Genomic DNA, 20,201 nt, shown 5'->3' with positions numbered 1-20,201 from the left:
GGTTCTTTTATGGACAGGGCCCTTGATCTGACCCCTGTATGGGGTCACCGTTGACATGATCAAGGAAGATCAGATGTCAACGACACCGAAGTCATCTGGGTCAAACACACCTCTGGAGAACTGCCCACGGGTTCACCGCAGTGGCAGATCGTCGAGGCCCTCTCCCCTGCCGACGACGAAGCTATAGTGGAGAAGACGCACGGCAACACCTTCGAAAAAACGAACTTCGAGGATGTTCTGGCGTCTAAGAACGTCGAACACCTCATCGTCACCGGCGCCCAGTCCGATGCGTGCGCGAGGTCGACGATCCACGGCGGATTTGCCCGCGGCTGCGATGTCACGCTCGTCTCCGACGCCCACACCACCGAAGATCTCAGCGACTGGAGAGCTGCGCCTCCGGAGAAGGTGGTTGCCCATACGAATCTCTGCTGGGGCTTCGAGTCAGGACCAGGCAGGACCGCTCGCGTCCAGGAAGCGGCTGGGGTCGACTTCACCGCACCGGGCACAGGCGAGTGAGCCGGCGACTCGCGTCCAGACACCGCTCATCGTTTCCTGACATGATGAGTCCATGAGTGATGACACGCGCAGCATCGAACTGACCCGCCTCGCCGAGAACCACTACCGGGCCACGGCCCCAAGTGGTGCGAGCATCGAATTCGGTCGTGGTGAGGGCCTGATGACACCCGTTGAGCTGCTGCTCGCGGCCGTCGCAGGCTGTTCCTCGATCGACGTCGACACAGTGACCAGCAGACACACTGAGCCGACGCGTTTCGATGTCTCGGCCACGGCCGACAAGATCGATGAAGACGGTGCATCTCGAGTCGACAACGTCCACCTCGACTTCGACCTCGCTTTCCCCGACGACGAGGATGGTCGCAAAGCCGATGCGCGTATCGAGAGGCTCGTCGGCCTGTCCCATGACAAGTACTGCACGGTCTCGCGCACCGTCGAGCACCCGACCAACGTGGATTTCAGCATCCGCCGCGGCTGAACTCCACCCTCGCCGCAACCGAGCCTCAGCTTTCGGCCAACCGTTCCCGTTCGACCTCAATCTCGAAGTCCGCAGCAGGCCACTGGGGGTCGATACTCCGCAGCGCATTCAATAAGAGTCGCTGGATCGCCAGACGTGCGTACCATTTGCGGTCAGCGGGGACGACGTACCAAGGCGCCGCCTCGGTCGAGGTGCGCTCGAACACCGCCTGATAAGCCTTCATGTAATCGGGCCACAGGAGGCGCTCATCAACGTCACCCGGGTTGTACTTCCAGTACTTGTCGGGGCGGTCCAAACGCTCCATGAGTCGGTCCTTCTGCTCATCGGGAGAGATGTGGAGCATGACCTTGATAATGCGCACACCCGCCTCGGCGAGCTCGGCCTCGAAGTCATTGATGGCGGCGTAGCGACGCTCGATCTCTTCGTCGTCGGCAAGCTCGCGGACTTTGCCGATGAGCACATCCTCGTAGTGGGAGCGATCGAAGACGCCGATCATGCCAGGCCCGGGCACGCGCGATCGGATGCGCCAGAGGAAATCGTGGGAGAGCTCCTCCTTCGTCGGCGCCTTGAACGCAGCGAGCTCCACGCCCTGTGGATCGACCGATCCGACGACGTGGCGCACGATCCCGCCCTTGCCTGCCGTGTCCATCGCTTGGAGGACGAGGAGAACCGCTGGCCCCGACTCCTCCTCATGATGAGCCGCGAAGAGTCGTTCCTGAAGATCGTCGAGTTCGGGGATGCAGGCTTTGAGGTCCTTGCGTCCGGATTTCTTGTTGCCTTCGTAGCCGGGGGTCGAACGCGGATCAACATCATCGAGCCGAAACCCTTCGCATGCCCGCAGCAGCGACTCCGGATCCTCGGTCCAACTCAGCGCTGTCTTTTCGCTCATGAGTTCATCTTTGCAGGCAGGGAGGTCAGCGTCTATATCTGTGCTGATCTACAAGGGATCGTCGCCGTCAGTCGGGCTTGCGAAACACCGAGGGCAGCTTCTTCATCTTCTTCGGCGTCTCCCGATAAGACCATCGGCGCATCGGCTGTGGAACTCGCCACTGCAGCTTCCACGCCAGCATTCGGAAGCCGAATGCCAGTGCGGCGATGATCAGCGAAACCACACCGCCGAGCAGGTTCAGCGCATCGGCGATGACCGTTAGCCCCGATCCGAAGAGGGCGGGAATCAGGTAGAGGTCGGTGCCGCTGAAGATCGCCGGGTCCTCACTGGCCACCGCATCGCGCATGAGCCCGCCGCCACAGGCAGTCAAAGCCCCCATGAACAGGGCCGCAGAGTAATTCGCACCGGCACCGAGGGCAATCGTCGCTCCGGTGACACTGAAGATGGCGAGCCCGATCGCATCGAAGGTCACAATCCAGATCCGGGCGCGGGAAACGTGTTTGCCGATGAGATAGATGAGCAAGGTGGCGAACAGCGGAGTAGCCAGATAGATCGGTTGACCCAGCGCGTTCGGCACCCGGTCGAGGAGAACGTCGCGGATCATGCCTCCACCGATGCCTGCCAGCAGTCCGAGGACCAAGCCTCCGGTGATGTCGAAGCCGCGCCGGGCGGCCAGGAGGACTCCGGAGACGGCGAAGACGAAGGTGCCGGTGAGGTCGAGTGCGAGAAAGACCGCTTCTTGAATGTCCACGACTGATTCTCCTTCCGACACATCGAGGGCCCGCCCCACGCGCCGGACGGTGCGTGGTCAGCATTGCCGACGCCACGTCTGTCGTTCTCGGCGTCTGGCTACCTCTGTAGTATCAGTGCGCCGGAGCAGTGAGGTGCGCCGAGGTGGAGTGCACGGTGCTCGTCCGTGCAGGAACGTGCTCGTCCGTGCCGGGAACAGGCTCAGCTGAGCTGGAAGTTGTCCGGGTTCTTGTATTCTTCGATTTCGACGCTCGGGCTGCCCTGCCCCTTGAGCAGCTTCGATATCGGGCATCGAGCGTGGGCCCGCCCCGCGTACTTCTCCGCGTCTGCGGCGGAGACGCCTTCGATGGAGATATAGGCTCGAGGCACGAAGTAGAATCCGGCGTTGGACTCACCGTGCAGGTCGACCTCAACGCGGACTCGGGATAGAGCTTCGACATCATTGACCGCCAGCACCACCTTGAGGGTTTCACCGAGGCAGGTGCTCCACGCCATGGCGAGGAACTGCTCCGGGTTGCTGCCCTGATCGGTGTGCGAGGTGGGGGCCGTCGACAGCGTCATACCGTCTTCGACTCGCACTTCACCCGAGGTCCCGCCGAGGTTCTCGACTTTGGCAGTATAGATGGGAGCGCTTGCGCTTCTGGGTTCGTCCGAGTCTCCGCTTGGCGCCTGCGGCTCGGCGTATCCTGGGTTCTCAGTCATTGCACTATGCTACTTCAGCTTGACGGCAAGTTCACTGACAATTTCGTGAACGGGACGAGTCGCAGCAGCGAATCTTCGCTCCCGAATCACCCATCCGGATCGTCGTCGGCTCCGAATATCCGGCATGAGAAGACCATTTCGCGCCGCCCTTGCCGGGATTGTCGCCACCCTTGTCCTGTTCGGTGCCGCCGATCTGATCGCCCGGGCATTCGGTCCTCAGGCGGCCCCTCTGCTGGCGCTGGGTCAGACGATCATTCCGCTCACCCCTACCGAGATCGTCAAACCTGTCATCGACCTCTTCGGCACCAATGACAAGCTCTTCCTCATCCTCACCACAGGACTCGCAGCTTTGGTGCTCGGAGGGCTGATCGGCTGGCTGGCCTCTCACCGACTCCGCCTAGCGACCGTGCTCTTGTGCACCGCCGGGCTCGTTCCCATCCTAGTCATTCTCATCCGACCCGAGTCCAGTGTCATCGACATCATCCCAACGCTCATCGGACTCGTCGTGGGCCTGGCCGTCTTCCGCATCCTCATGAGTTCGGGAACAAGCCGGGCTGAGACCGGAACGGCATCCGCAGCTCCCGCGAAGTTCCCTGCAGCTGCCCGACCCGCTCGCTCGTCCACGCCCGGGCCTTCCCCCGCCGACTCGACCGAGGCACCAGCCTCAGAGCCCTCTCGGCGACGCTTCTTCGTCATCACCGGCATCATCGGTACAGTCGGTGCCGCTGCGGTGGCGGCGGGACAGACCGTCGCCTCCTTGACTCTGGATGCTGGTGCGGCAGCTGCCAAACTGGTGTTGCCAACGCCTGCCAAGAAGGCTCCTCCGATCCCTTCCAATGCCCATCCGGATGTCAAAGGCCTCACCCCCTTCGTCACGGATCCTCAGGATTTCTACCGCATCGACACAGCACTGGCACCTCCTGTCATCGACCCTGAGGACTGGTCGCTGCGGATCCACGGCATGGTCGAGTCGGAGGTGACTTTGACGATGGACGATCTGCTCGACCTTCCTCTCGACGAGCATCACATCACGCTCACCTGCGTCTCCAACCCCGTCGGGGGTGACCTGGTCGGCAACGCCACCTGGTTGGGCTACCCGGTGCGTGAGCTGCTGCGCCGAGCGAAACCCCACAAGAACGCAGACATGGTCCTCTCCCATTCCTTCGACGGCTTCTCCGCCTCAACCCCGATCGAGGCTCTCGTCGATGGCCGGGACTCCCTATTGGCTGTTGGAATGAACGGCAGTCCGCTCCCTCCCGAACACGGGTTCCCCGCCCGCCTCGTCGTTCCCGGTCTGTATGGATTCGTCTCAGCCACCAAGTGGGTCACCGAACTCGAAGTCACTCGCTTTGATGAGAAGACCGCGTATTGGACCGACCGCGGGTGGGACGCCAAGGCGCCCATCCTCGTCGCGTCCAGGGTCGAAGTGCCGAAGCCGTTGGCCAAGGTATCGGCCGGTGATGTGGCCGTCGCCGGCACGGCATGGGCGCAGCGCAGCGGCGTCAAGCGGGTCGATGTGAAACTCGACGATGGAGAGTGGACATCTGCTGAGCTCGGTGACGAGGTGAATATCGATACCTGGCGCCAGTGGAAGACGGGATTCAGCGACGTCGATACAGGATTGCATACCGTCACGGTCCGTGCGATCGATCAGGACGGAAACGTCCAGACCCCGAAGCGCAGGAAGTCCATTCCCAATTCCGCGACCGGTCACCACCACATCCAGTTCAGTGTTGAGTAGAGCGAGCCTCCGCCCGGCACGCACCGCACCACCACGGCCCCAATCAACGCTTACAGGCGGAGGCTGGGGCCGATCTGCGCAGGTCCTAGGACTACGCGGAGGACTCCGTCAAAAAGAAATCCAAAGAATGTTTGAGTTTCACCCATCCAGAACGTCATGGGCTGCGAATACCAGATACACAGCGAGCAATGAAGGCAACTTCAGAGCTGTGCGCTGATACGCACCACCGTTGATGCACCACTTCAATTAGGAGAAGAACGATGAAAACGCTGCTTCGCACTCGCACCACCACCATCCTGGCCGCTGGCGCGATCGGTCTCATGGCTCTGAGCGGTTGCTCGGACATGGGCTCCGACTCCGATTCCGGTGATTCCGAGTCCAAGTCAAGTGACACCGCAGAAAGCCCTGACGTACCCGAAGAGTCAAGCGATGACGCCATGGCCGGCGGGGATCTCGTCGGACCGGATTGCGCGGCGTATGCCGAAGCCAATCCTGACGGCGGCGGATCTGTCGAGGGAATGGCCCAGGACCCTGTCGCCACCGCGGCATCGAACAACCCGATGCTCAAGACGCTGACCAAGGCTGTTTCGGGCAAGCTCAACCCCGATGTCGACCTCGTCGACACTCTCAATGGTGACGAGTTCACCGTCATCGCACCCACTGATGATGCCTTCGCCGATGTGCCCAAGGACGACCTGGATGCGCTGGCCAAGGATTCGGACATGCTGACGAAGGTCCTCACCTATCACGTCATCCCGGGAAAGCTGTCCCCTGACGAGATCGCCGGTGAGCACGAGACCGTCGAGGGTTCGAAGGTGAAGATCTCCGGCAAGGGCGACGACCTCAAGTTCGACGATGCCGGTCTGGTCTGCGGCGGAGTCGCAACCTCGAACGCCACTGTGTACATGGTCGACAGTGTGATGATGCCCTCTAAGTGACATTTGGGCTTCACAGGGTGGTGGCCAAGGACCGACTCCGACCACTCGGATCGGCCCTTGGCCACCACCTTTTTCACTCGATGTGCGGACAACTGAAGAACAGAAGCCGATCAGATGACATGATTGGTCAATGAGTTCAGACGATCCTTCGGTTCCAGGCCATGGACCCCCGGGAAATGATGCCCCAGCGTCAGACGGTACCGTCACCACAGCAGCGGACCCGAGTGGCGACCAGCTGCTGCGGATCGCCACCGGCGACAGGACCGCTTTCGAAGAACTCTTCGTGGCTCAGTCCCGGATCCTCATGGCAGTGATCCTGCGGATAGTGAGAAGTCAGGCGCTCGCCGAGGAGGTGCTCCAGGAATGCTTCACCGAAGTGTGGACCCGGTGCTCCGGGTTCGACCCCGACCATGGGACCGGCAGAGCATGGCTGATCACGCTGTGCCGCAGGAGAGCCATCGACTGCGTCCGCAGTGTTCAGGCCCAGCAGGATCGAGACTACTCCGACGGACTGAGATCGTCGGCGGAAGAGGGCGAGCAGGTCGAGCAGAAGGTCATCGACAGATTCGAGTCAGACAGGACCGTCACTGCACTGAAGATACTTCCCGCGGATCAGGCACAACCCATTGTCATGGCGTTCTACCAAGGTCTGACGCACGCTGAGATTTCAGAGAATCTCAAGGTGCCCCTCGGCACCATCAAGTCACGGATCAGAGACGGAATGAAGAAGCTGCGAGAAGAGTTGGAGGCAAGCCGATGAACACCGATCGCGACTATTTGGCTGCCGGGCTGGCTCTGGGCGGACTCAGTGAAGCTGAGCTTGCCGAGGCGCAGACTCTTGCAGACACCGATGCCGATTTCCGTTCCGAGGTCGCTGAGTATGAGGACACCATGGCGCTCATGGCCGGATCCGATGCAGAAGCGTCTGAATCCTCAGCCACGGGTGCCCCTGAACCCATCAGTGCAGCCACCCGCAACGCAATTCTCGCCATCCCGAGCACACATGTTCAAGAAGATGCAGATGTGGAACCACGGAGCCTGAATCAGGCTCGTTCTGCACAGCAGCAGACTCAGTCCTCAGCACCGACTCCGCTCAATGCTCCGGTTCAACCCGCACCGCAGGCAGGCACTCATTCGTCCTCGGATGTGCCACCGCCCGCCGACCTGGCTGAGCACCGTCGGAAGCGCCGCCCCTGGGTGCCGATGGCCGCCGCAGCTGCCGCTGTCGTCGTCGCGGCCGGTGTCGGAGTGAGTTCCTGGCAGAAGCAGAACGAGCTGGAAGATGAGCTGGCCGCTGCTCAACAACAGCTCGACGATTCCGCTCGCCTGATGGAAGCCGGGGATCTGAAAACCAGCACTGCCGAGCTGCCCAAGGGCGGTTCTGTCACTGTGCTCTCGTCCGAGAAAGAACAGCTCATTCGCTTCAGTCCTCGCGACGTCACTGCTGCCCCAGCAGGGAAGTCGATGCAGATGTGGGTGATCGGCAATGAGGGTCCCGAGAGTGTAGGACTGATGACTGGACAACCGGTGACGATTGCCGATGAGCCGTTCTCCTCGGGCAGTCTCTTCGGCATCACGGTCGAACCGGAGGGCGGTTCGAAGCAGCCGACCACCGATCCGATCGTGGCCATCGACCTGTAGGCGAGGGGTGAGGGACCTCCGCCCTGCGCCGGAGACTCTGCACGTCTGATCCGCACACCGACGGATGTGGACGAACTTCAGACTGTCTAAGCTGGAGGGATGGAAGAGAACCCGACATCGCTGAGACATACGCGCGGCGACGTATATCTGGTGCTTGCCCTGGCCGCGGCCTCAGTCGTCTTCGCGGTGCTCTACAACACGACGTCGTATTGGCCGTTCAAGGGGCCCTTGTGGTTGATCTGCCTGATGTCGATCCTCGTCACCTTGCCGCTCATCTGGCGTCGGCGTTATCCCAGCCAGATGGCATGGATTCAGACCGCTGTCTTCGTCACGGCGCAGGTCCTCTCGATCATGGAACCCGGGGTCACCCAAATCATCGTATTCATGGGGGTGTACTCGGTCGGCGCTTGGCAGGGCAACCGCAAAACGGCTTTCATCTCGCGGCTTCTCCTCTGCGCAGGGATTTTCGTCTACCTGCTGGTGTCGACAGGCGTGCAGTTCAAGGCGATCGGAGACATGACGGTGCTTCAGTTCGCTGCCGCCTCAGCGGTCTCATTCCTCATCAACATCGCCTTCTTCGGCGGGGCCTGGCTCTTCGGCAACCGTGCCTGGAGCCAAAGGAACCTTTTCAACGAACTGCGTAGCGCCAATGCGGAGGTTCGCTCCCAGGAGCAGCAGCTGACGCGTCAGGCACTCGACCTGGAGCGGGTACGCATCGCTCGTGAACTCCATGACGGCATCGCCCACCACATCACCGGCGTCGGCATCCACGCTGCTGCAGCCCGCCGCAGTCTCGAGAAGAACCCCGACAAAGCGCGCGAGTCCCTCAAAACCATCGAATCCTCTACCCGAGAAACCGTCGACGAACTGCGCGCGCTCGTGTACACGCTCCGGGACACCGACGATGTCACCACCAGTGAAGACAGCGCGAAGGGCAACCCCGGCCTCGGCGATGTTCCTGAGCTCATCGACGCTTCACATCGTTCGGGACAGCAGATCGAGTTTCACACCATCGGTCGACCGCGAGCGCTGACGCCGATCACCGAGATGTCGATCTACCGTGTGATCCAGGAATCTCTGACAAATTGTCGCCGTTACGCAGGATCGCACGCCGAGGTGGATGTCCGCTTGCGGTACGGCACCACCAAGCTCGAAGTCGAGATCAGCGACTCCCGGTCCCCCGCTGCACTTCGCGAGGAACCGCATCGGGAGCCCGAATCACCAGTGAAGCAGCCAGGGTTGGGCTTGGGCATCGTCGGCATGCGCGAACGGATGAGCGCTTTGGGCGGCACTCTGGAGGCGGGCCCCAAGTCCCGTGGCGGCTGGTTGGTGCGGGCACAGATTCCCTACCCTCGGAATGTCGCGGACGCCGAGATCGACGCCGCCGCGCCTGCTGCCATCGAGACCGCCACCGAAACCGGCGACGGCCCAAACGCCTCCTCCATCACCGACTCCACAGCAAAGGCCTGAACCGTGATCCGAGTCCTCCTCGTCGACGACCAGTCGATGGTCCGCACCGGTTTCCGCACGATCCTCGAGAGCGAGGACGGCATCGTGGTCGCCGGCGAAGCAGAGAACGGCCAAGTCGCGATCGACCGCGCACTCGATCTCGCTCCCGACGTGATCTGCATGGACGTCCAGATGCCCGTCATGGACGGACTCGAATCCACCGCGGAGATCGTACGTCGGGGAGCGGCCGGTGCTGTCCTCATGCTCACCACCTTCGACCGTGACGACTTCCTGTTCGAGGCTTTGGCAGCAGGCGCCAGCGGGTTTCTGCTCAAGACCGCCGAGGCGGAGCAGCTCATCGACGCGGTCACTGCACTGGCCAACGGCGATGGTCTCCTGTCCCCCGAGGTGACCCGTCGTGTCATCGAACGCTCCGTCCGCAGCCCCGAGACCACAATTGCCAAGGCCCCCGAGCTCGACCTGCTCACCGACCGGGAGCTCGAGGTCCTCCACCTCGTTGCCAAGGGACTGAGCAATTCCGAAATCGCAGGCACGCTCTTCGTCGGCGAAGCAACCGTCAAGACGCATGTGTCCAACCTGCTGACCAAGCTCGACATCCGCGACCGCATCCATGTCGTCATCTTCGCCTATGAGAACGGGCTCGTCGGGAATTGAGCACGCCTGGCCTCCTGCCTTCGCCGAATACTGGTCAAGTGTGAGGCCCAGTCAACTGAATATCGATTCTCCGGCAACGGGTGCAACATGATTTCAGATTGTGGAATCGTCTCACCATTGCATAGTCCACTCCCCCGAAACTCCCCGCACGATTGATCCCCAGCACGGCCGATCCAGCGCACCTCCTGCACCGGTTCGCTGCTGGACGGACAGGTTGCATCAGCATGTGCAGCACGGATTTCAGCTCCCCGTTCGACCCCGTCTATGACCGCCTGCGAACAAGGCACCGATCCGCAGTCGAGAAGCGACGCAGGTCTTCGATTGCCTCCGTTCCGGTCGCTCCGTCGTCGTGGTCTGTCTCACCGGCAACGGTGCCCTCGACGTCGTAGCCCGGGGCGAAGGAGTCTCCGCACAGAGTTCCACAGCGCTGCCCCCACGCCAGCGTCGGCACTCCGCCCCTCGGCCACCATTCACTGTCGCGAGTAGTTGTGCGTTCAATGACTCAGCGGCCACTCGACCGCTTCCCTCCCCCACACCGGTGAGTAGGAAATAGTCCGCTCGGCTGAGGCGGAGCACGTCGACGCCGAATAGATTTGAACCATGATCACCTTGGACTCTATTTCGCGCAGCTTCGGCGACAAACAGGTTCTCCACGACCTGAGCTTCTCCATCGGCTCGGGTCGGATGACCGGGTTCGTCGGTTCGAACGGCTCCGGCAAGACGACGACCATGCGCATCATCCTCGGTGTGCTCGCCTCGGACTCTGGCCGCATCACCGTCGATGGCGAGCCCATCACTCCCGCACACCGCAGTGCGATCGGCTACATGCCAGAGGAGCGCGGCCTCTACCCGAAGATGCCGATCATCGATCAGCTTATCTACCTCGCCCGCTTCCACGGACTCAGCCGTCACTCCGCACGTCGCCGCGGACTTGAACTCCTCGAGCAGCTCGACCTCAATGGCAAACCCAGCGACAACCTCGAGGCCGTGAGCCTGGGCAACCAGCAGAAGGTGCAGATCGCCGCCGCGCTCATCCACCGCCCGCGTGCCCTCGTCCTCGACGAGCCCTTCTCCGGTCTCGACCCTGTCGCCGTCGAACGCACCCTTGAGGTCCTCAAGGATTTCGCCGACACCGGAGCTCCCGTCCTCTTCTCCAGCCATCAGCTCGACTTGGTCGAACGCCTCGTCGATGACCTCGTCATCATCGACGGCGGCCGGCTTGTTGCGGGCGGCACCGCCGATGAGCTGCGCAGTCAGCGCAGCACCCCCGAGTGGATTCTGCAGACCGATGCGGATATGGGATGGGTGCGCGATATCCCCGAAATCACCGTCGTCGAATTCGACGGGAACTGGGTGCGCTTCGCCGCACCGAATCCGGATATCGCCGAGGCGGTCCTGCACCGTGCCATCGCCGTGTCCTCAGTGAAGTCCTTCACTCCCCACACCGTTGCCCTCAACCGACTCTTCCAGGAGGTCACGCAGGCATGAGCATCCAACAGGATTCGAACTCTTCCAAAACGAGCACCCCCAAGAAGTCGGGACTGGCAACGACAGCGCAGACTCAACGTGCAAGCTTCACCACCGCCATCGGTCTCGTCATCGAACGCGAAATCATGGTGCGCATCAAGTCGAGGGCCTTCATGATCTCCACCTTGCTGAGCATCGTCCTCTTCGGCGCACTCGTGGCGGTATCGGGTTCGCTGCCTTCACTGTTCTCTTCCACGGACAAGGTGGCGGTCACCTCGGCGGGGGCGAAGGCAGTAGAGGGAATCGATGGGATCGAACTCGTCTCCATCGACAGTGCGGATGAGGCGAAGGCACTGGTGACCTCCGAGGAGGTCGCGGCCGCGGTCGTCGACGACCCTGCGTCCCCTGTCGGCGTCACCGTCATCGCCGAACGCTCCGCACCCGAGTCGCTGACCGGCGAGCTCAGCCAGGTCCCGACTGTCGAGCTGCTCGACCCCGATGCCCCGGACCCGGGACTGACCTACATGATCGGGCTGGGCCTTGGGCTCGTCTTCTTCATGTCGGCGGTGACCTTCGGAACGACCATCGCCTCCTCTGTGGTGGAGGAGAAGCAGTCTCGGATCGTGGAGATTCTGCTCGCCTCCACCTCGGCGAAGGTGCTGATGTTCGGCAAGGTACTTGCGTGTTCCATCCTCGCCTTCGCACAGATCGGCCTGACCGCGCTCTCCGTCCTCGTCGGCGCCGCCATCAGCGGAAACGACCTGGTGCTCGGCAAGGTCACGGAGCCGATCGCCTGGTTCATCCCGCTCTTCATCGTCGGCTTCGTCATGATCGCCTCTCTCTACGCCGCGGCCGCATCGATGGTCTCTCGGACGGAAGATCTCGGCTCGACGAGCAGCCCGATCATGATGCTCATCTTCCTGCCCTATATGGCGGTCATTCTCTTCTCGTCCAACGAAACTGTGATGGCGGTGATGTCCTACATTCCGTTCTCCGCAGCGGTTGCGGTCCCGATGCGAGTCTTCCTCGGCACGATCGAATGGTGGGAGCCGTTGGTCTCGCTGCTCATCCTCGCGGTGACCACGATCTTGGCTCTCCTGTTGGCGACCCGGATCTTCGAACGATCCATCCTGCAGTCGGGCCCGAAGGTGTCGTGGAAGCAAGCACTGAGTCGTACGAAGAAGTGAACCAGTCGAAGCGCTGAGTTTCTACAACCAGCCGTTGTCGCGGGCGATGCGCACGGCGTCGGCTCGGTTGCGGGCGGCGGTCTTGCCGATACCTGCCGACAGCCGATTGCGCACGGTGCCGGAGGAGATGAACAGCGCTGAGGCGATCTCGCCGACACTGCCACCGCCTGCTGCGGCACGGAGGACCTCGGTCTCCCGCTCTGTCAGCGGCGAGCGCCCGTGAACGGTGGATTCGACGACGAGCTCGGGGTCGATGACCTGGAGGCCTGCCATCACTCGGCGGATCCCCTCGGCGAGGCGGTCGACCGGTGCGTCCTTGACCATGAATCCGCTCACGCCGACGTCGATCGCGCGTTTCACCCACCCCGGTCGCCCGTAGGTCGTGACGATGACGACCTTGACCTGGGGAAACTCTTCTGCCAGTACGGCTGCGACCTCAAGCCCGTCTGGGCTGGGCATATCGACGTCGAGCAGCGCCACATCTGGTGGACGGCGACGAATCGCGGGCAGCACCTCGTCACCGCGGGCGCATTGGGCGATCACCTCGAAGTCGGATTCCATTCCGAGCAGAGCGGCGAGCGCCTCCCGGACCATGGTCTGATCATCGGCGACGAGCAGCGTCGTCATGCGAGTGCCTCCTGCCGTTGGACGGTCAGGACGAATCCGTCGTCGGTCTTCTCAGTCGTGACCACGGCGCCCACAGACTTCGCCCGCTCGCTCAGGCCACGCAGACCGGAACCGGCACCCACCTCGGCGAGGTCGGTGCGTTCGCCTGAGGAATCGTTTCGGATCGTCAGCCGATCGGGTTCGATGGTGATCGTGCAGTGTCTGGCGTGGGAGTGGCGGAGAACATTGGTGCTGCCCTCGCGCACACTCCAAGCGAAGAGTTCACGCAGCTTCACATCGGCGTTGTCGACCGAAGTGGGCGCCTCGACCTCGATCTCAGCGGCGCGCAACGCTCGGGAGGCTGCGACGAGCTCCTCTGCCAGGGAGATAGACCGCGTTCCCTGCACCGTGGTGCGCACATCGGCCAGGGCACCGCGCGCCAACTGCTCGATCTCGCTGATGTGCTTCGCCGCCTCGGGAGCTCCAGCGGCTTGCAGTTTCGTGGCCAACTGGGCTTTGAGTGCGATGACAGTCAAAGAATGGCCGAGGACGTCGTGGACGTCTCGGGACACCCGCAGCCGTTCGGCCTCGTGTTCAAGTCGGCGGTTCTCCTCCTCAGCCGCACGCGCCGCACGTGCTCGATCGCCGGCCATGATGGCCATGACCATTGCGAAGCTCGAGATCGAGATGCCGAAGGTGGCGGAGTAGTCGTGGGTCCAACCGGGTACGAGACGCTGAGCCACCTCGGCGGCGATGAGCGTCAGGCAGGCCACGATGATTCCCGGAACCACCCTCCGGACCACGACGACGAGGATGACCGAGACGTAGGCGAGGAACGACAGTCCCTCCTCACCGATGAGCTTCGTGACGATGAGGCCGATGCCGATCATCGCGACGAGGCAGAGGATGACCGGAAGGCGTCTGCGACCAACGGGGCCCCGTGATCCCCGCTGCCATGCGTTCGCAGCACCGGGGCCCGTGTCCCGGGACAGGTTACGGAGGCCGAGCCCGCTGACCCACATGGCCAGGTAGAACACCGCTGCGAAGAGGATCGTCAGGCCCACACCCCAATACCGGACGGCACCGGTCTGATTCCATGCCGCGGTCAGCGGGTAGACGAGGAAGACCATCCAGATGGCGGGGAAGAACCACCTGATGAAGGGAAGCCGCACTGGTGATTCTGAGGTCACTGCGGCTCCCCTCCTTCGCTGCTGATTTCCCTCACACCCTGGTGGTGTCTTTGCGCAGCGCCCAAGCCGAACCGGCGATGAAGACAGCCAACCACACGAGGATATTGACCACTGCCCACTGATCGTAACCCCCGCCGAGCGGTGCGCGGGCGATTTCTCCCGCCCCGTAGGCGGGAGTGAAGCGGGCGATCGTCTGCAGAGCGTGGGGCCACACGGCGAGGGGAACGAAGAGTCCGCCGATGAGGGAGAAGATGCCGAGGACCATGCTGGAGATCTGGATCGCGTTCTCGGCGGGCAGCAGATAGCCGAGCATGACGCCGAAGGCTGCAAACACTGAAGACGTGAGGACGACGAGGAGGCCGCAGGCGACCACGGTGCCCAGAGGCGCGTGGACTCCGGTGATCGCGGTGAGCCCGAAGACGACGATGACGGACACAGCACCCAGGACCATCGAGACAAGCACCTTGGTGAGGATGTAGGTCGCTGGATGCAACGGGGTCAGTGCCAATTGGCGGCTCCAGCCCAATGCCCGTTCCACGGCTACCTGGGCGCCGCCGGTGGTTGTGGCCACCATCGCACCGTAGGTCGCCAGGGACACGGAGATGTAGAGGGCCGCGTCCGTGTTGCCCAGCATCTGACCGCGGTTGGTCAGTCCGAAGATGAGGTAGAAGACCGCGGGCATGATCATAGTGAAGATGAGGGTGCGTCGGTTGCGCAGCTTGCGCAGAAGCTCGAGCCGCACCAGTGTCGAGGAGAATCCGCCCAGTCGCGGTGGTCTGCGTGCGTCAAGAGATTCGAGGAATTCCGCCGCCGAGGCAGTCGCCGGGTTAGCTCTCGAGGTGGTCATGTCATGCCCCTTTCGAGGTCGGAGTGCCGTTCGATGTGGGCCCGTTCGGGGTGGGTCCGTTGCTTGAGGTGAGGCTGATGAAGGCGTCTTCGAGCGAGTGGGAGGTGATCTCCAGTTCGGTGCAGGCATGGTCGAACATTGTGCGTGCGGCGGAATCCGAGTCCGTAGTTCGCATCTTCAGACGCCGGCCCTGCACATCGACGGATTCGACTCCGGCCAGGCCACGAAGCAACGTGATGAGGTCATCCGCACCCGAAGCGGGAAGAGTGGCGCTGACCGTCTTTGCCGAGGCCATGGCCCGGATCTCATGAGCGGGACCATCGGCGACGATGCGACCGCTCGAGACGAGGATGACTCTGTCTGCGAATTCGTCGGCTTCTTCGAGGTAGTGGGTGGCGAAGAGGATCGTCTTCCCGTGCAGGGCGTCGGCGCGCATCTCGTGCCAGAAATCTCGGCGCCCGGTGACGTCCATGCCTGTGGTGGGTTCGTCGAGGACGATCAGAGCAGGGTCCGGCAGGAGAGCCATGGCGAAGCGCAGCCTCTGCTTCTGCCCGCCCGAGCACTTCTTGACGACAGAGTTCGCGATGCCGCTGATGCCGGCCCGCTTGAGGACGACATCGACGTCGAGTGAGGAGGCGAAGACCGCCGAGGTGTATTCCACCGTTTCGCGCACCGTGAGGTCATCGAGGAGCCCCCCTGTCTGCATCACCGAGCTGACCAGTCCACGACTGACTGCTCGCCGGGGTGGCATGCCGAAGATCTCAACCGATCCCTCATCGGGTCGGGAGAGCCCGAGGAGCATATCGACGGTCGTGGTCTTGCCTGCGCCGTTGGGGCCGAGGAAGGCCACGACCTCACCAGGCCGGATGCGCAGGTCGATGTCGTCGACGGCCTTGAGGTCGCCGAAGCTCTTCGTCAGATGGTCAAGGGTCACAGCCGGAGGCATGGCTGCCTGCTCGGTTCGCCTGGGTGGATTGGTCGTCTCATTAGTCGTCTGTGTGCTCATGACTTCAGATTAGGAAGATACGGGCGCGGCTGATGATGCCATTTGTCACCGATATTCGAGGTTGTAACTCTCCTTCTCAACAGGACGGAACAGCTGGCTCCACCCCTTGCGCACATCCGGGTCTCGTGATTGCGTTATCCATATGAATCCGCAGGAGCCGTCTCTGCCGTTGACCACCGATCGACTCATTCTGCGTGCCTATCGAGAATCCGATGCCGAGGCTCTGCTGCCCATGTACTCTCGTGAGGATGTCGCGCGATTCCTCCTCTGCGATCCCTGGACCGCCGAGGAGTCACGGACCGAGATCTCCAAGCGCATTCCGAAGACCGGTTTGAGCACCGAGTCACGTGCGCTCTCGCTGGTCATTGAGACCAAGGATGGCCTCGACGATATCGAAGGATCTATCATCATCGGCGACCTCGGAATCTGGCTCAACGGCGAATCGTCAGAGAAGGCCGAGATTGGTTGGGTCCTCAATCCGGCGGCCGGTGGCCATGGCTTCGCCTCGGAAGCGGCCACTGCCGTGCTCAATATCGCCTTCGACCACTACCGACTCAATCGGGTCGTTGCACAGATGGATGCCCGGAACACCGCTTCGGCCAAGCTGGCCGAGCGAATCGGCATGCGGCAGGAGGCACACCTGCGCCAGGACTGGTGGTCAAAAGGCGAGTGGACGGACACCCTCGTCTACGGAATTCTGCACAGCGACCGGCAGGTGACTTGAGCAGCACTGACAACTGTGATCAACCGTCGGTGCCGTCCGCCCCGCGTCTCCGATTGCTCCACTGCCGCAGTCCGAAGAGACAGAGGCAGGAGACGAGCGTTGTGGCGACGGCGAAAGCGATCGTGGAGGCGACGAGTCCCGTAAGCAGCGCGAGTGCACCGACACCAATGATCGGCGCCGACATTGCCAGGTAGGCGAGGATGAAGTAGGAAGTAGTCACGGCCGTCCGATTCCGGACCTCGGTGACGGCAGTGATGGCCCGCATACCGGTCGTGAAAAGGAAGCCCTGCCCAGCCCCGCCGAGGATCGCCGAGATGACGAGAAACAACGTCGAAACCGTCAGCAGTGCAATTGACAAGGACGCCATACAGGCGATCTGAATGAGCCCACCGCACAAAACGAGGGTCCGATCGGCCAATCCCTGGAACAGCAGCTGGCACGCGGCAGAAGCCCCGAACAACGTGAACACGACCGTGCCGATGATTGCCGACGAATCGATACCGAGGGTCTGTTGCATGAAGCTCGGAGCGACGGCCGAATACAGTCCGGCTATCGCGAAGCTCGCCACGGCGCCCGGCACCGCACGAAGGAAAACGGCGCGGGACTCGGGCGGGATGGCAGGTAGCTGCAGACGCAGGGAATGCGACCGGGAGAGCGCGCTCTCTCTCACGCCCAGCATCGCTGCCCCTGCGAGCAGGAGGAGGCACGCATGGACGAGAAACGGTGTGAACAGCGGCCTGGGCATTGACTCAGCGACTATTCCAGACATGAGATTGCCCAGGCCGAGTCCGCCGATATTGGCCGCCGTCGCCAGCGAGGTCGCCAGTCGCCGACGACCTGGCGGAGCGTTCTCCAGCACCGCGACCGTGCCGGTGGCGGTGAAGATGCCTGCCGCGATTCCGGACATCACTCTGCCTGTATAGAGCAGGCCGAGATGATCGACGAACAGAAAGAGCACGGCCGAGACGAGTGAGACGATGACACCGGCGGCCAATAACGGCTTCCTGCCCCAAGCCTCGGAGAGTCTGCCAAAGAAGACGAGCGCGACGATGACGGCCCCGGCGTAGATAGAGAAGAGCAGGGTCGTCTGTGTGCTGCCGAAACCGAATCCGACCTGATAGCGCGGATAGAGCGGCGTAGGCAGGGTAGTGCCGATCATCACGACCGCGAACACATAAGTCGTCGCGGCCAGCGTCCACCCGCTTCCCCTCTTCTTGCCCTCACGCGCGGGCTTCGCGGAGGCGCTGCGTTTCATCTCCCTCGCCCCGGCGCTAACAACCGACCACTTATACTCCTCATAAAGTCGGCTCCTACCTCACAGTTCAGGATGGCGCAGTCCGTGTCCGGTGGCTGCTTCGAAACAGCGAGCAACATGGAGCACAGCGGCATCGCCGCCCACCGGTCCGATGATCTGCAGCCCGATCGGCAGCCCCGTGGAGCTGAAGCCGGCGGGAACGCTCATCGCCGGGCAACCCGTGGCGGAGAAGAGCGTCGTCGAGTCGATCCAGGCCATATAGTCCTGGATCGGCCGAGAATTAATCATGGTCGGGTAGTCCTCGTCCGCGGAGAATGGCAGCACCTGCGAGGTCGTGGTGATGAGGACGTCATGTGTGGAGAAATAGTCGTTCATTGCCGACCACAGTTGTGCGCGTGCCCGGTCGAAGTCGAAGAGATTGGTCGCCGTGAGCGCGAGACCGGCATCGACATCGGCTTGAAGAGAGGCCTTGAGGTGGCCCGGATGTGCCGCGTTGACGTCCCGCAGAGTCGCCGCGAACTCATAGGCTCTGGCTGTGCGGAACACATGTCGGGCCGTACTGAGGTCCGGCACGGACTCGCTGAGTCGAGCGCCGAGGCCAGCAACCACTTCCCCCACTGCCGAGACCACATCGTTGACCTCCGCTTCAAGTTCGAGAAGGCCGGCGAGGTCAGGGGAGAATCCGACGACGGTTCCGTTCAAGTCCGAGGCACCATCTTTACGCGAGACGAAGTTCGCTGAGTTGGCCAGTTCGGAACCGCTACACAACTCCATAAGCCAGGCGACGTCATCGACGGTACGCGCCATGAAGCCGGGCTGGCCCAGCCACTGCCAAGGATCCTCGGGAAGGGTTCTGGGGATCCACCCGTGCGAGGGCCGGAGTCCCACGATGTTATTGAACGAGGCCGGCAGACGCAGTGAGCCACCGGCATCCGTCCCGTCTCCAGCGGACTGCACGCCACAGGCGATGGCCGCCGCTGCGCCTCCAGATGATCCGGCGGCCGAGCGCATGGTGTCATAGGGGTTCTTCGTCGTTCCGAACACGCGGTTGGAGGTGTGTGCCCCTGCCGCGAATTCGGGCACATTCGTTTTGCCCGTCGAGATCACCCCGGCCGCCTGCAAACGGGCTATCACGGTGCTGTTTCGCGCCGGCACATGGTCGGCGAAGAGTTCGCTGCCGTAGGTCGTGCGCATGCCTGCGGTGTCGTGCGTGTCCTTGTGTGTCATCGGAATGCCAAAGAGCGCGGGCAGATCCGCACCACCTGCCAAGCGTCGTTTGTCCGCGTTCCGGGCGGCCTCGAGCGCGCGCTCGGGTTCAAGCGTGACGATTGCATTGATGGCCGGATTGATCTCAGCGATACGGTCGAGGTGCGCGGTCACAAGCTCGACGCTGCTGAGCTCGCGGCAGTCTAGTGCGGTGGCCTGCTCGGACAGAGTCATCCAGGTCATGGCCTCGGCCGTCAACGTCGACCGCCCAAGAGGCCGAGGCAAACGCCGAGCAGCGCTGCGCCCGCGCCGACAGCAGCTCCTGCAAGGAAGCCGTCACCACAGAGTCGGGAATTCCCAGTCGCACAGCCTGCGACGGGAGCCGCAGCATTCCCAGGAGCAGCGACGGGAGCCGTCACCGGTGCACTCGCGCCGGTGGCTGCACCTGTCCCAGCCGCCTCGGCGCCAGTAATGGCTTCACTCGCCACCGGAATTCCGTCGCGGATGGCGGCATCGATATCGGCGAAGAATTTCTTCGCAATACGCTTGGCGACTCCACCGAGCATCCTCTGCCCGACTCCCCCGATCGGCCCGCCGAGCACGGCATTGGCCTCCCAGATGATGTCGCTGCCGCCGTCCGCTCCGGGCGCCAGCGCCACGGAGATGTCGGCGCCGATCGTCCCCGGACCTCCCGCTCCCTTGGCGCTGAGCATGAACGAGGTGTCCGGGACCTCCTCCGAGAACGCGACGGTGCCTTTGTAGGTGCCCTTGATAGCCGCGACGCCCATGGTGAGGACGACGTCGAAGTCGCTATCACCAGTTCGGGTGAAGCTCTCGACTCCCGGGATCGTCGCGGCGAGGATCTTCTCATCGTGGAAGGCGGCATATGCCGCCGGCGGATCGGCGGTCATGGTGGCCGTGGAAGAAATAAGCATAA

21 protein-coding genes and 1 pseudogene are annotated in these 20,201 nt (G+C 62.7%); 11 read left to right on the top strand and 11 right to left on the bottom strand.

Going from position 1 to position 20,201, the window contains the following annotated elements:
* Nucleotides 1-90: 90 nt before the first annotated feature.
* Both INT29_RS17050 and INT29_RS17045 read left to right on the top strand, forming a co-directional pair.
* A pseudogene (locus INT29_RS17050) lies at nt 91-516 on the top strand (isochorismatase family protein); the annotation flags it as partial.
* 52 nt (nt 517-568) lie between these two features.
* Nucleotides 569-991 carry an OsmC family protein gene (locus INT29_RS17045; RefSeq protein ID WP_101572087.1) on the top strand — a complete coding sequence of 141 codons (423 nt, stop codon included), beginning with the start codon at nt 569-571 and terminating at the stop codon, nt 989-991.
* Nucleotides 992-1,016: 25 nt separating this feature from the next.
* Here INT29_RS17045 and INT29_RS17040 read toward each other — a convergent pair whose 3' ends face one another.
* The 3 genes from INT29_RS17040 to INT29_RS17030 all read right to left on the bottom strand — a co-directional run bounded on the left by INT29_RS17040 (nt 1,017) and on the right by INT29_RS17030 (nt 3,332).
* On the bottom strand, nt 1,017-1,880 hold the full coding sequence (locus INT29_RS17040; RefSeq protein ID WP_193072568.1) for a PPK2 family polyphosphate kinase: 864 nt from the start codon (nt 1,878-1,880) through the stop codon (nt 1,017-1,019).
* A gap of 67 nt (nt 1,881-1,947) precedes the next feature.
* Complete coding sequence (locus INT29_RS17035) at nt 1,948-2,631, bottom strand: trimeric intracellular cation channel family protein (protein ID WP_101572091.1); 684 nt, start codon at nt 2,629-2,631, stop codon at nt 1,948-1,950.
* Nucleotides 2,632-2,831: 200 nt separating this feature from the next.
* Complete coding sequence (locus tag INT29_RS17030) at nt 2,832-3,332, bottom strand: OsmC family protein (RefSeq protein ID WP_101572093.1); 501 nt, start codon at nt 3,330-3,332, stop codon at nt 2,832-2,834.
* Nucleotides 3,333-3,456: 124 nt separating this feature from the next.
* On the opposite strand from INT29_RS17030, the gene INT29_RS17025 reads away from it, so the two are divergent.
* The 6 genes from INT29_RS17025 (at nt 3,457) to INT29_RS17000 (ending at nt 9,776) form a co-directional block, all read left to right on the top strand.
* Nucleotides 3,457-5,073 (top strand): molybdopterin-dependent oxidoreductase, encoded by a 1,617-nt coding sequence (locus INT29_RS17025; protein ID WP_193072567.1) that lies wholly within the window; start codon nt 3,457-3,459, stop codon nt 5,071-5,073.
* A gap of 260 nt (nt 5,074-5,333) precedes the next feature.
* Nucleotides 5,334-6,011, top strand: a complete 678-nt coding sequence (locus INT29_RS17020; protein ID WP_193072566.1) for a fasciclin domain-containing protein — start codon at nt 5,334-5,336, stop codon at nt 6,009-6,011.
* A gap of 130 nt (nt 6,012-6,141) precedes the next feature.
* Nucleotides 6,142-6,771, top strand: coding sequence for a sigma-70 family RNA polymerase sigma factor (locus INT29_RS17015; RefSeq protein ID WP_101572098.1), 630 nt, complete (start codon nt 6,142-6,144; stop codon nt 6,769-6,771).
* The gene (locus tag INT29_RS17010) at nt 6,768-7,652 is read left to right on the top strand and encodes an anti-sigma factor (protein ID WP_193072565.1); all 885 of its coding nucleotides are present in this window, start codon (nt 6,768-6,770) and stop codon (nt 7,650-7,652) included. The genes INT29_RS17015 and INT29_RS17010 overlap by 4 nt, the downstream gene beginning before the upstream one ends.
* Before the next feature lie 99 nt (nt 7,653-7,751).
* On the top strand, nt 7,752-9,122 hold the full coding sequence (locus tag INT29_RS17005) for a sensor histidine kinase (protein ID WP_193072564.1): 1,371 nt from the start codon (nt 7,752-7,754) through the stop codon (nt 9,120-9,122).
* Nucleotides 9,123-9,125: 3 nt separating this feature from the next.
* Nucleotides 9,126-9,776 carry a response regulator gene (locus INT29_RS17000; RefSeq protein ID WP_101572104.1) on the top strand — a complete coding sequence of 217 codons (651 nt, stop codon included), beginning with the start codon at nt 9,126-9,128 and terminating at the stop codon, nt 9,774-9,776.
* Nucleotides 9,777-10,038: 262 nt separating this feature from the next.
* On the opposite strand, the gene INT29_RS16995 is transcribed toward INT29_RS17000, so the two are convergent.
* A complete protein-coding gene (locus INT29_RS16995; RefSeq protein WP_193072563.1) occupies nt 10,039-10,227 on the bottom strand; it encodes a hypothetical protein in 189 nt (62 codons plus the stop codon).
* Between the two features lie 149 nt (nt 10,228-10,376).
* Between INT29_RS16995 and INT29_RS16990 the strand changes: the two genes are divergently transcribed.
* Both INT29_RS16990 and INT29_RS16985 read left to right on the top strand, forming a co-directional pair.
* Entirely contained in the window at nt 10,377-11,264 is an 888-nt protein-coding gene (locus tag INT29_RS16990) for an ABC transporter ATP-binding protein (RefSeq protein WP_193072562.1), read from the top strand.
* Nucleotides 11,261-12,430: an ABC transporter permease gene (locus tag INT29_RS16985; protein WP_193072559.1), complete on the top strand. Its 1,170-nt coding sequence runs from the start codon at nt 11,261-11,263 to the stop codon at nt 12,428-12,430. Before INT29_RS16990 ends, INT29_RS16985 begins: the two co-directional genes overlap by 4 nt.
* Before the next feature lie 21 nt (nt 12,431-12,451).
* Here the strand turns inward: INT29_RS16985 and INT29_RS16980 are convergent, their stop codons facing one another.
* Genes INT29_RS16980 through INT29_RS16965 form a run of 4 tightly spaced genes read right to left on the bottom strand, consistent with a single transcriptional unit; the run spans nt 12,452 to nt 16,079 of the window.
* On the bottom strand, nt 12,452-13,057 hold the full coding sequence (locus INT29_RS16980) for a response regulator transcription factor (RefSeq protein ID WP_193072556.1): 606 nt from the start codon (nt 13,055-13,057) through the stop codon (nt 12,452-12,454).
* A complete protein-coding gene (locus INT29_RS20685; protein ID WP_193072554.1) occupies nt 13,054-14,226 on the bottom strand; it encodes a sensor histidine kinase in 1,173 nt (390 codons plus the stop codon). The genes INT29_RS16980 and INT29_RS20685 overlap by 4 nt, the downstream gene beginning before the upstream one ends.
* A 31-nt stretch (nt 14,227-14,257) precedes the next feature.
* Complete coding sequence (locus INT29_RS16970) at nt 14,258-15,073, bottom strand: ABC transporter permease (protein ID WP_193072552.1); 816 nt, start codon at nt 15,071-15,073, stop codon at nt 14,258-14,260.
* Nucleotide 15,074: 1 nt separating this feature from the next.
* A complete protein-coding gene (locus INT29_RS16965; RefSeq protein WP_101572117.1) occupies nt 15,075-16,079 on the bottom strand; it encodes an ABC transporter ATP-binding protein in 1,005 nt (334 codons plus the stop codon).
* A 142-nt stretch (nt 16,080-16,221) separates the two neighbouring features.
* Between INT29_RS16965 and INT29_RS16960 the strand changes: the two genes are divergently transcribed.
* The gene (locus INT29_RS16960) at nt 16,222-16,803 is read left to right on the top strand and encodes a GNAT family N-acetyltransferase (RefSeq protein WP_193072550.1); all 582 of its coding nucleotides are present in this window, start codon (nt 16,222-16,224) and stop codon (nt 16,801-16,803) included.
* Between the two features lie 19 nt (nt 16,804-16,822).
* On the opposite strand, the gene INT29_RS16955 is transcribed toward INT29_RS16960, so the two are convergent.
* The 3 genes from INT29_RS16955 to INT29_RS16945 are packed head-to-tail and all read right to left on the bottom strand — an operon-like array spanning nt 16,823 to nt 20,199.
* Nucleotides 16,823-18,058 (bottom strand): MFS transporter, encoded by a 1,236-nt coding sequence (locus tag INT29_RS16955; protein ID WP_193072548.1) that lies wholly within the window; start codon nt 18,056-18,058, stop codon nt 16,823-16,825.
* A 60-nt stretch (nt 18,059-18,118) separates the two neighbouring features.
* Complete coding sequence (locus INT29_RS16950) at nt 18,119-19,507, bottom strand: amidase (protein ID WP_193072546.1); 1,389 nt, start codon at nt 19,505-19,507, stop codon at nt 18,119-18,121.
* A gap of 11 nt (nt 19,508-19,518) precedes the next feature.
* Entirely contained in the window at nt 19,519-20,199 is a 681-nt protein-coding gene (locus INT29_RS16945; RefSeq protein WP_193072545.1) for an SRPBCC family protein, read from the bottom strand.
* Between the last annotated feature and the right edge of the window lie 2 nt (nt 20,200-20,201).

The organism is Brevibacterium sp. FME37, from assembly GCF_014897485.1.
Taxonomy (GTDB): Bacteria; Actinomycetota; Actinomycetes; order Actinomycetales; family Brevibacteriaceae; genus Brevibacterium.
The sequence above is the reverse complement of the archived record's forward strand: the minus strand, read 5'-3'. Positions and strand labels throughout refer to the sequence as shown.

Excerpts from the sequence above, each read along its gene's own strand:
- INT29_RS17045 (WP_101572087.1), top strand. The coding sequence starts at position 569 with ATGAGTGATGACACGCGCAGCATCGAACTGACCCGCCTCGCCGAGAAC.
- INT29_RS17040 (WP_193072568.1), bottom strand. The coding sequence starts at position 1,880 with ATGAGCGAAAAGACAGCGCTGAGTTGGACCGAGGATCCGGAGTCGCTG.
- INT29_RS17030 (WP_101572093.1), bottom strand. The coding sequence starts at position 3,332 with ATGACTGAGAACCCAGGATACGCCGAGCCGCAGGCGCCAAGCGGAGAC.
- INT29_RS17025 (WP_193072567.1), top strand. The coding sequence starts at position 3,457 with ATGAGAAGACCATTTCGCGCCGCCCTTGCCGGGATTGTCGCCACCCTT.
- INT29_RS17020 (WP_193072566.1), top strand. The coding sequence starts at position 5,334 with ATGAAAACGCTGCTTCGCACTCGCACCACCACCATCCTGGCCGCTGGC.
- INT29_RS17015 (WP_101572098.1), top strand. The coding sequence starts at position 6,142 with ATGAGTTCAGACGATCCTTCGGTTCCAGGCCATGGACCCCCGGGAAAT.
- INT29_RS17010 (WP_193072565.1), top strand. The coding sequence starts at position 6,768 with ATGAACACCGATCGCGACTATTTGGCTGCCGGGCTGGCTCTGGGCGGA.
- INT29_RS17005 (WP_193072564.1), top strand. The coding sequence starts at position 7,752 with ATGGAAGAGAACCCGACATCGCTGAGACATACGCGCGGCGACGTATAT.
- INT29_RS16990 (WP_193072562.1), top strand. The coding sequence starts at position 10,377 with ATGATCACCTTGGACTCTATTTCGCGCAGCTTCGGCGACAAACAGGTT.
- INT29_RS16985 (WP_193072559.1), top strand. The coding sequence starts at position 11,261 with ATGAGCATCCAACAGGATTCGAACTCTTCCAAAACGAGCACCCCCAAG.
- INT29_RS16980 (WP_193072556.1), bottom strand. The coding sequence starts at position 13,057 with ATGACGACGCTGCTCGTCGCCGATGATCAGACCATGGTCCGGGAGGCG.
- INT29_RS16970 (WP_193072552.1), bottom strand. The coding sequence starts at position 15,073 with ATGACCACCTCGAGAGCTAACCCGGCGACTGCCTCGGCGGCGGAATTC.
- INT29_RS16965 (WP_101572117.1), bottom strand. The coding sequence starts at position 16,079 with ATGAGCACACAGACGACTAATGAGACGACCAATCCACCCAGGCGAACC.
- INT29_RS16960 (WP_193072550.1), top strand. The coding sequence starts at position 16,222 with ATGAATCCGCAGGAGCCGTCTCTGCCGTTGACCACCGATCGACTCATT.
- INT29_RS16955 (WP_193072548.1), bottom strand. The coding sequence starts at position 18,058 with ATGAAACGCAGCGCCTCCGCGAAGCCCGCGCGTGAGGGCAAGAAGAGG.
- INT29_RS16950 (WP_193072546.1), bottom strand. The coding sequence starts at position 19,507 with ATGACCTGGATGACTCTGTCCGAGCAGGCCACCGCACTAGACTGCCGC.
- INT29_RS16945 (WP_193072545.1), bottom strand. The coding sequence starts at position 20,199 with ATGCTTATTTCTTCCACGGCCACCATGACCGCCGATCCGCCGGCGGCA.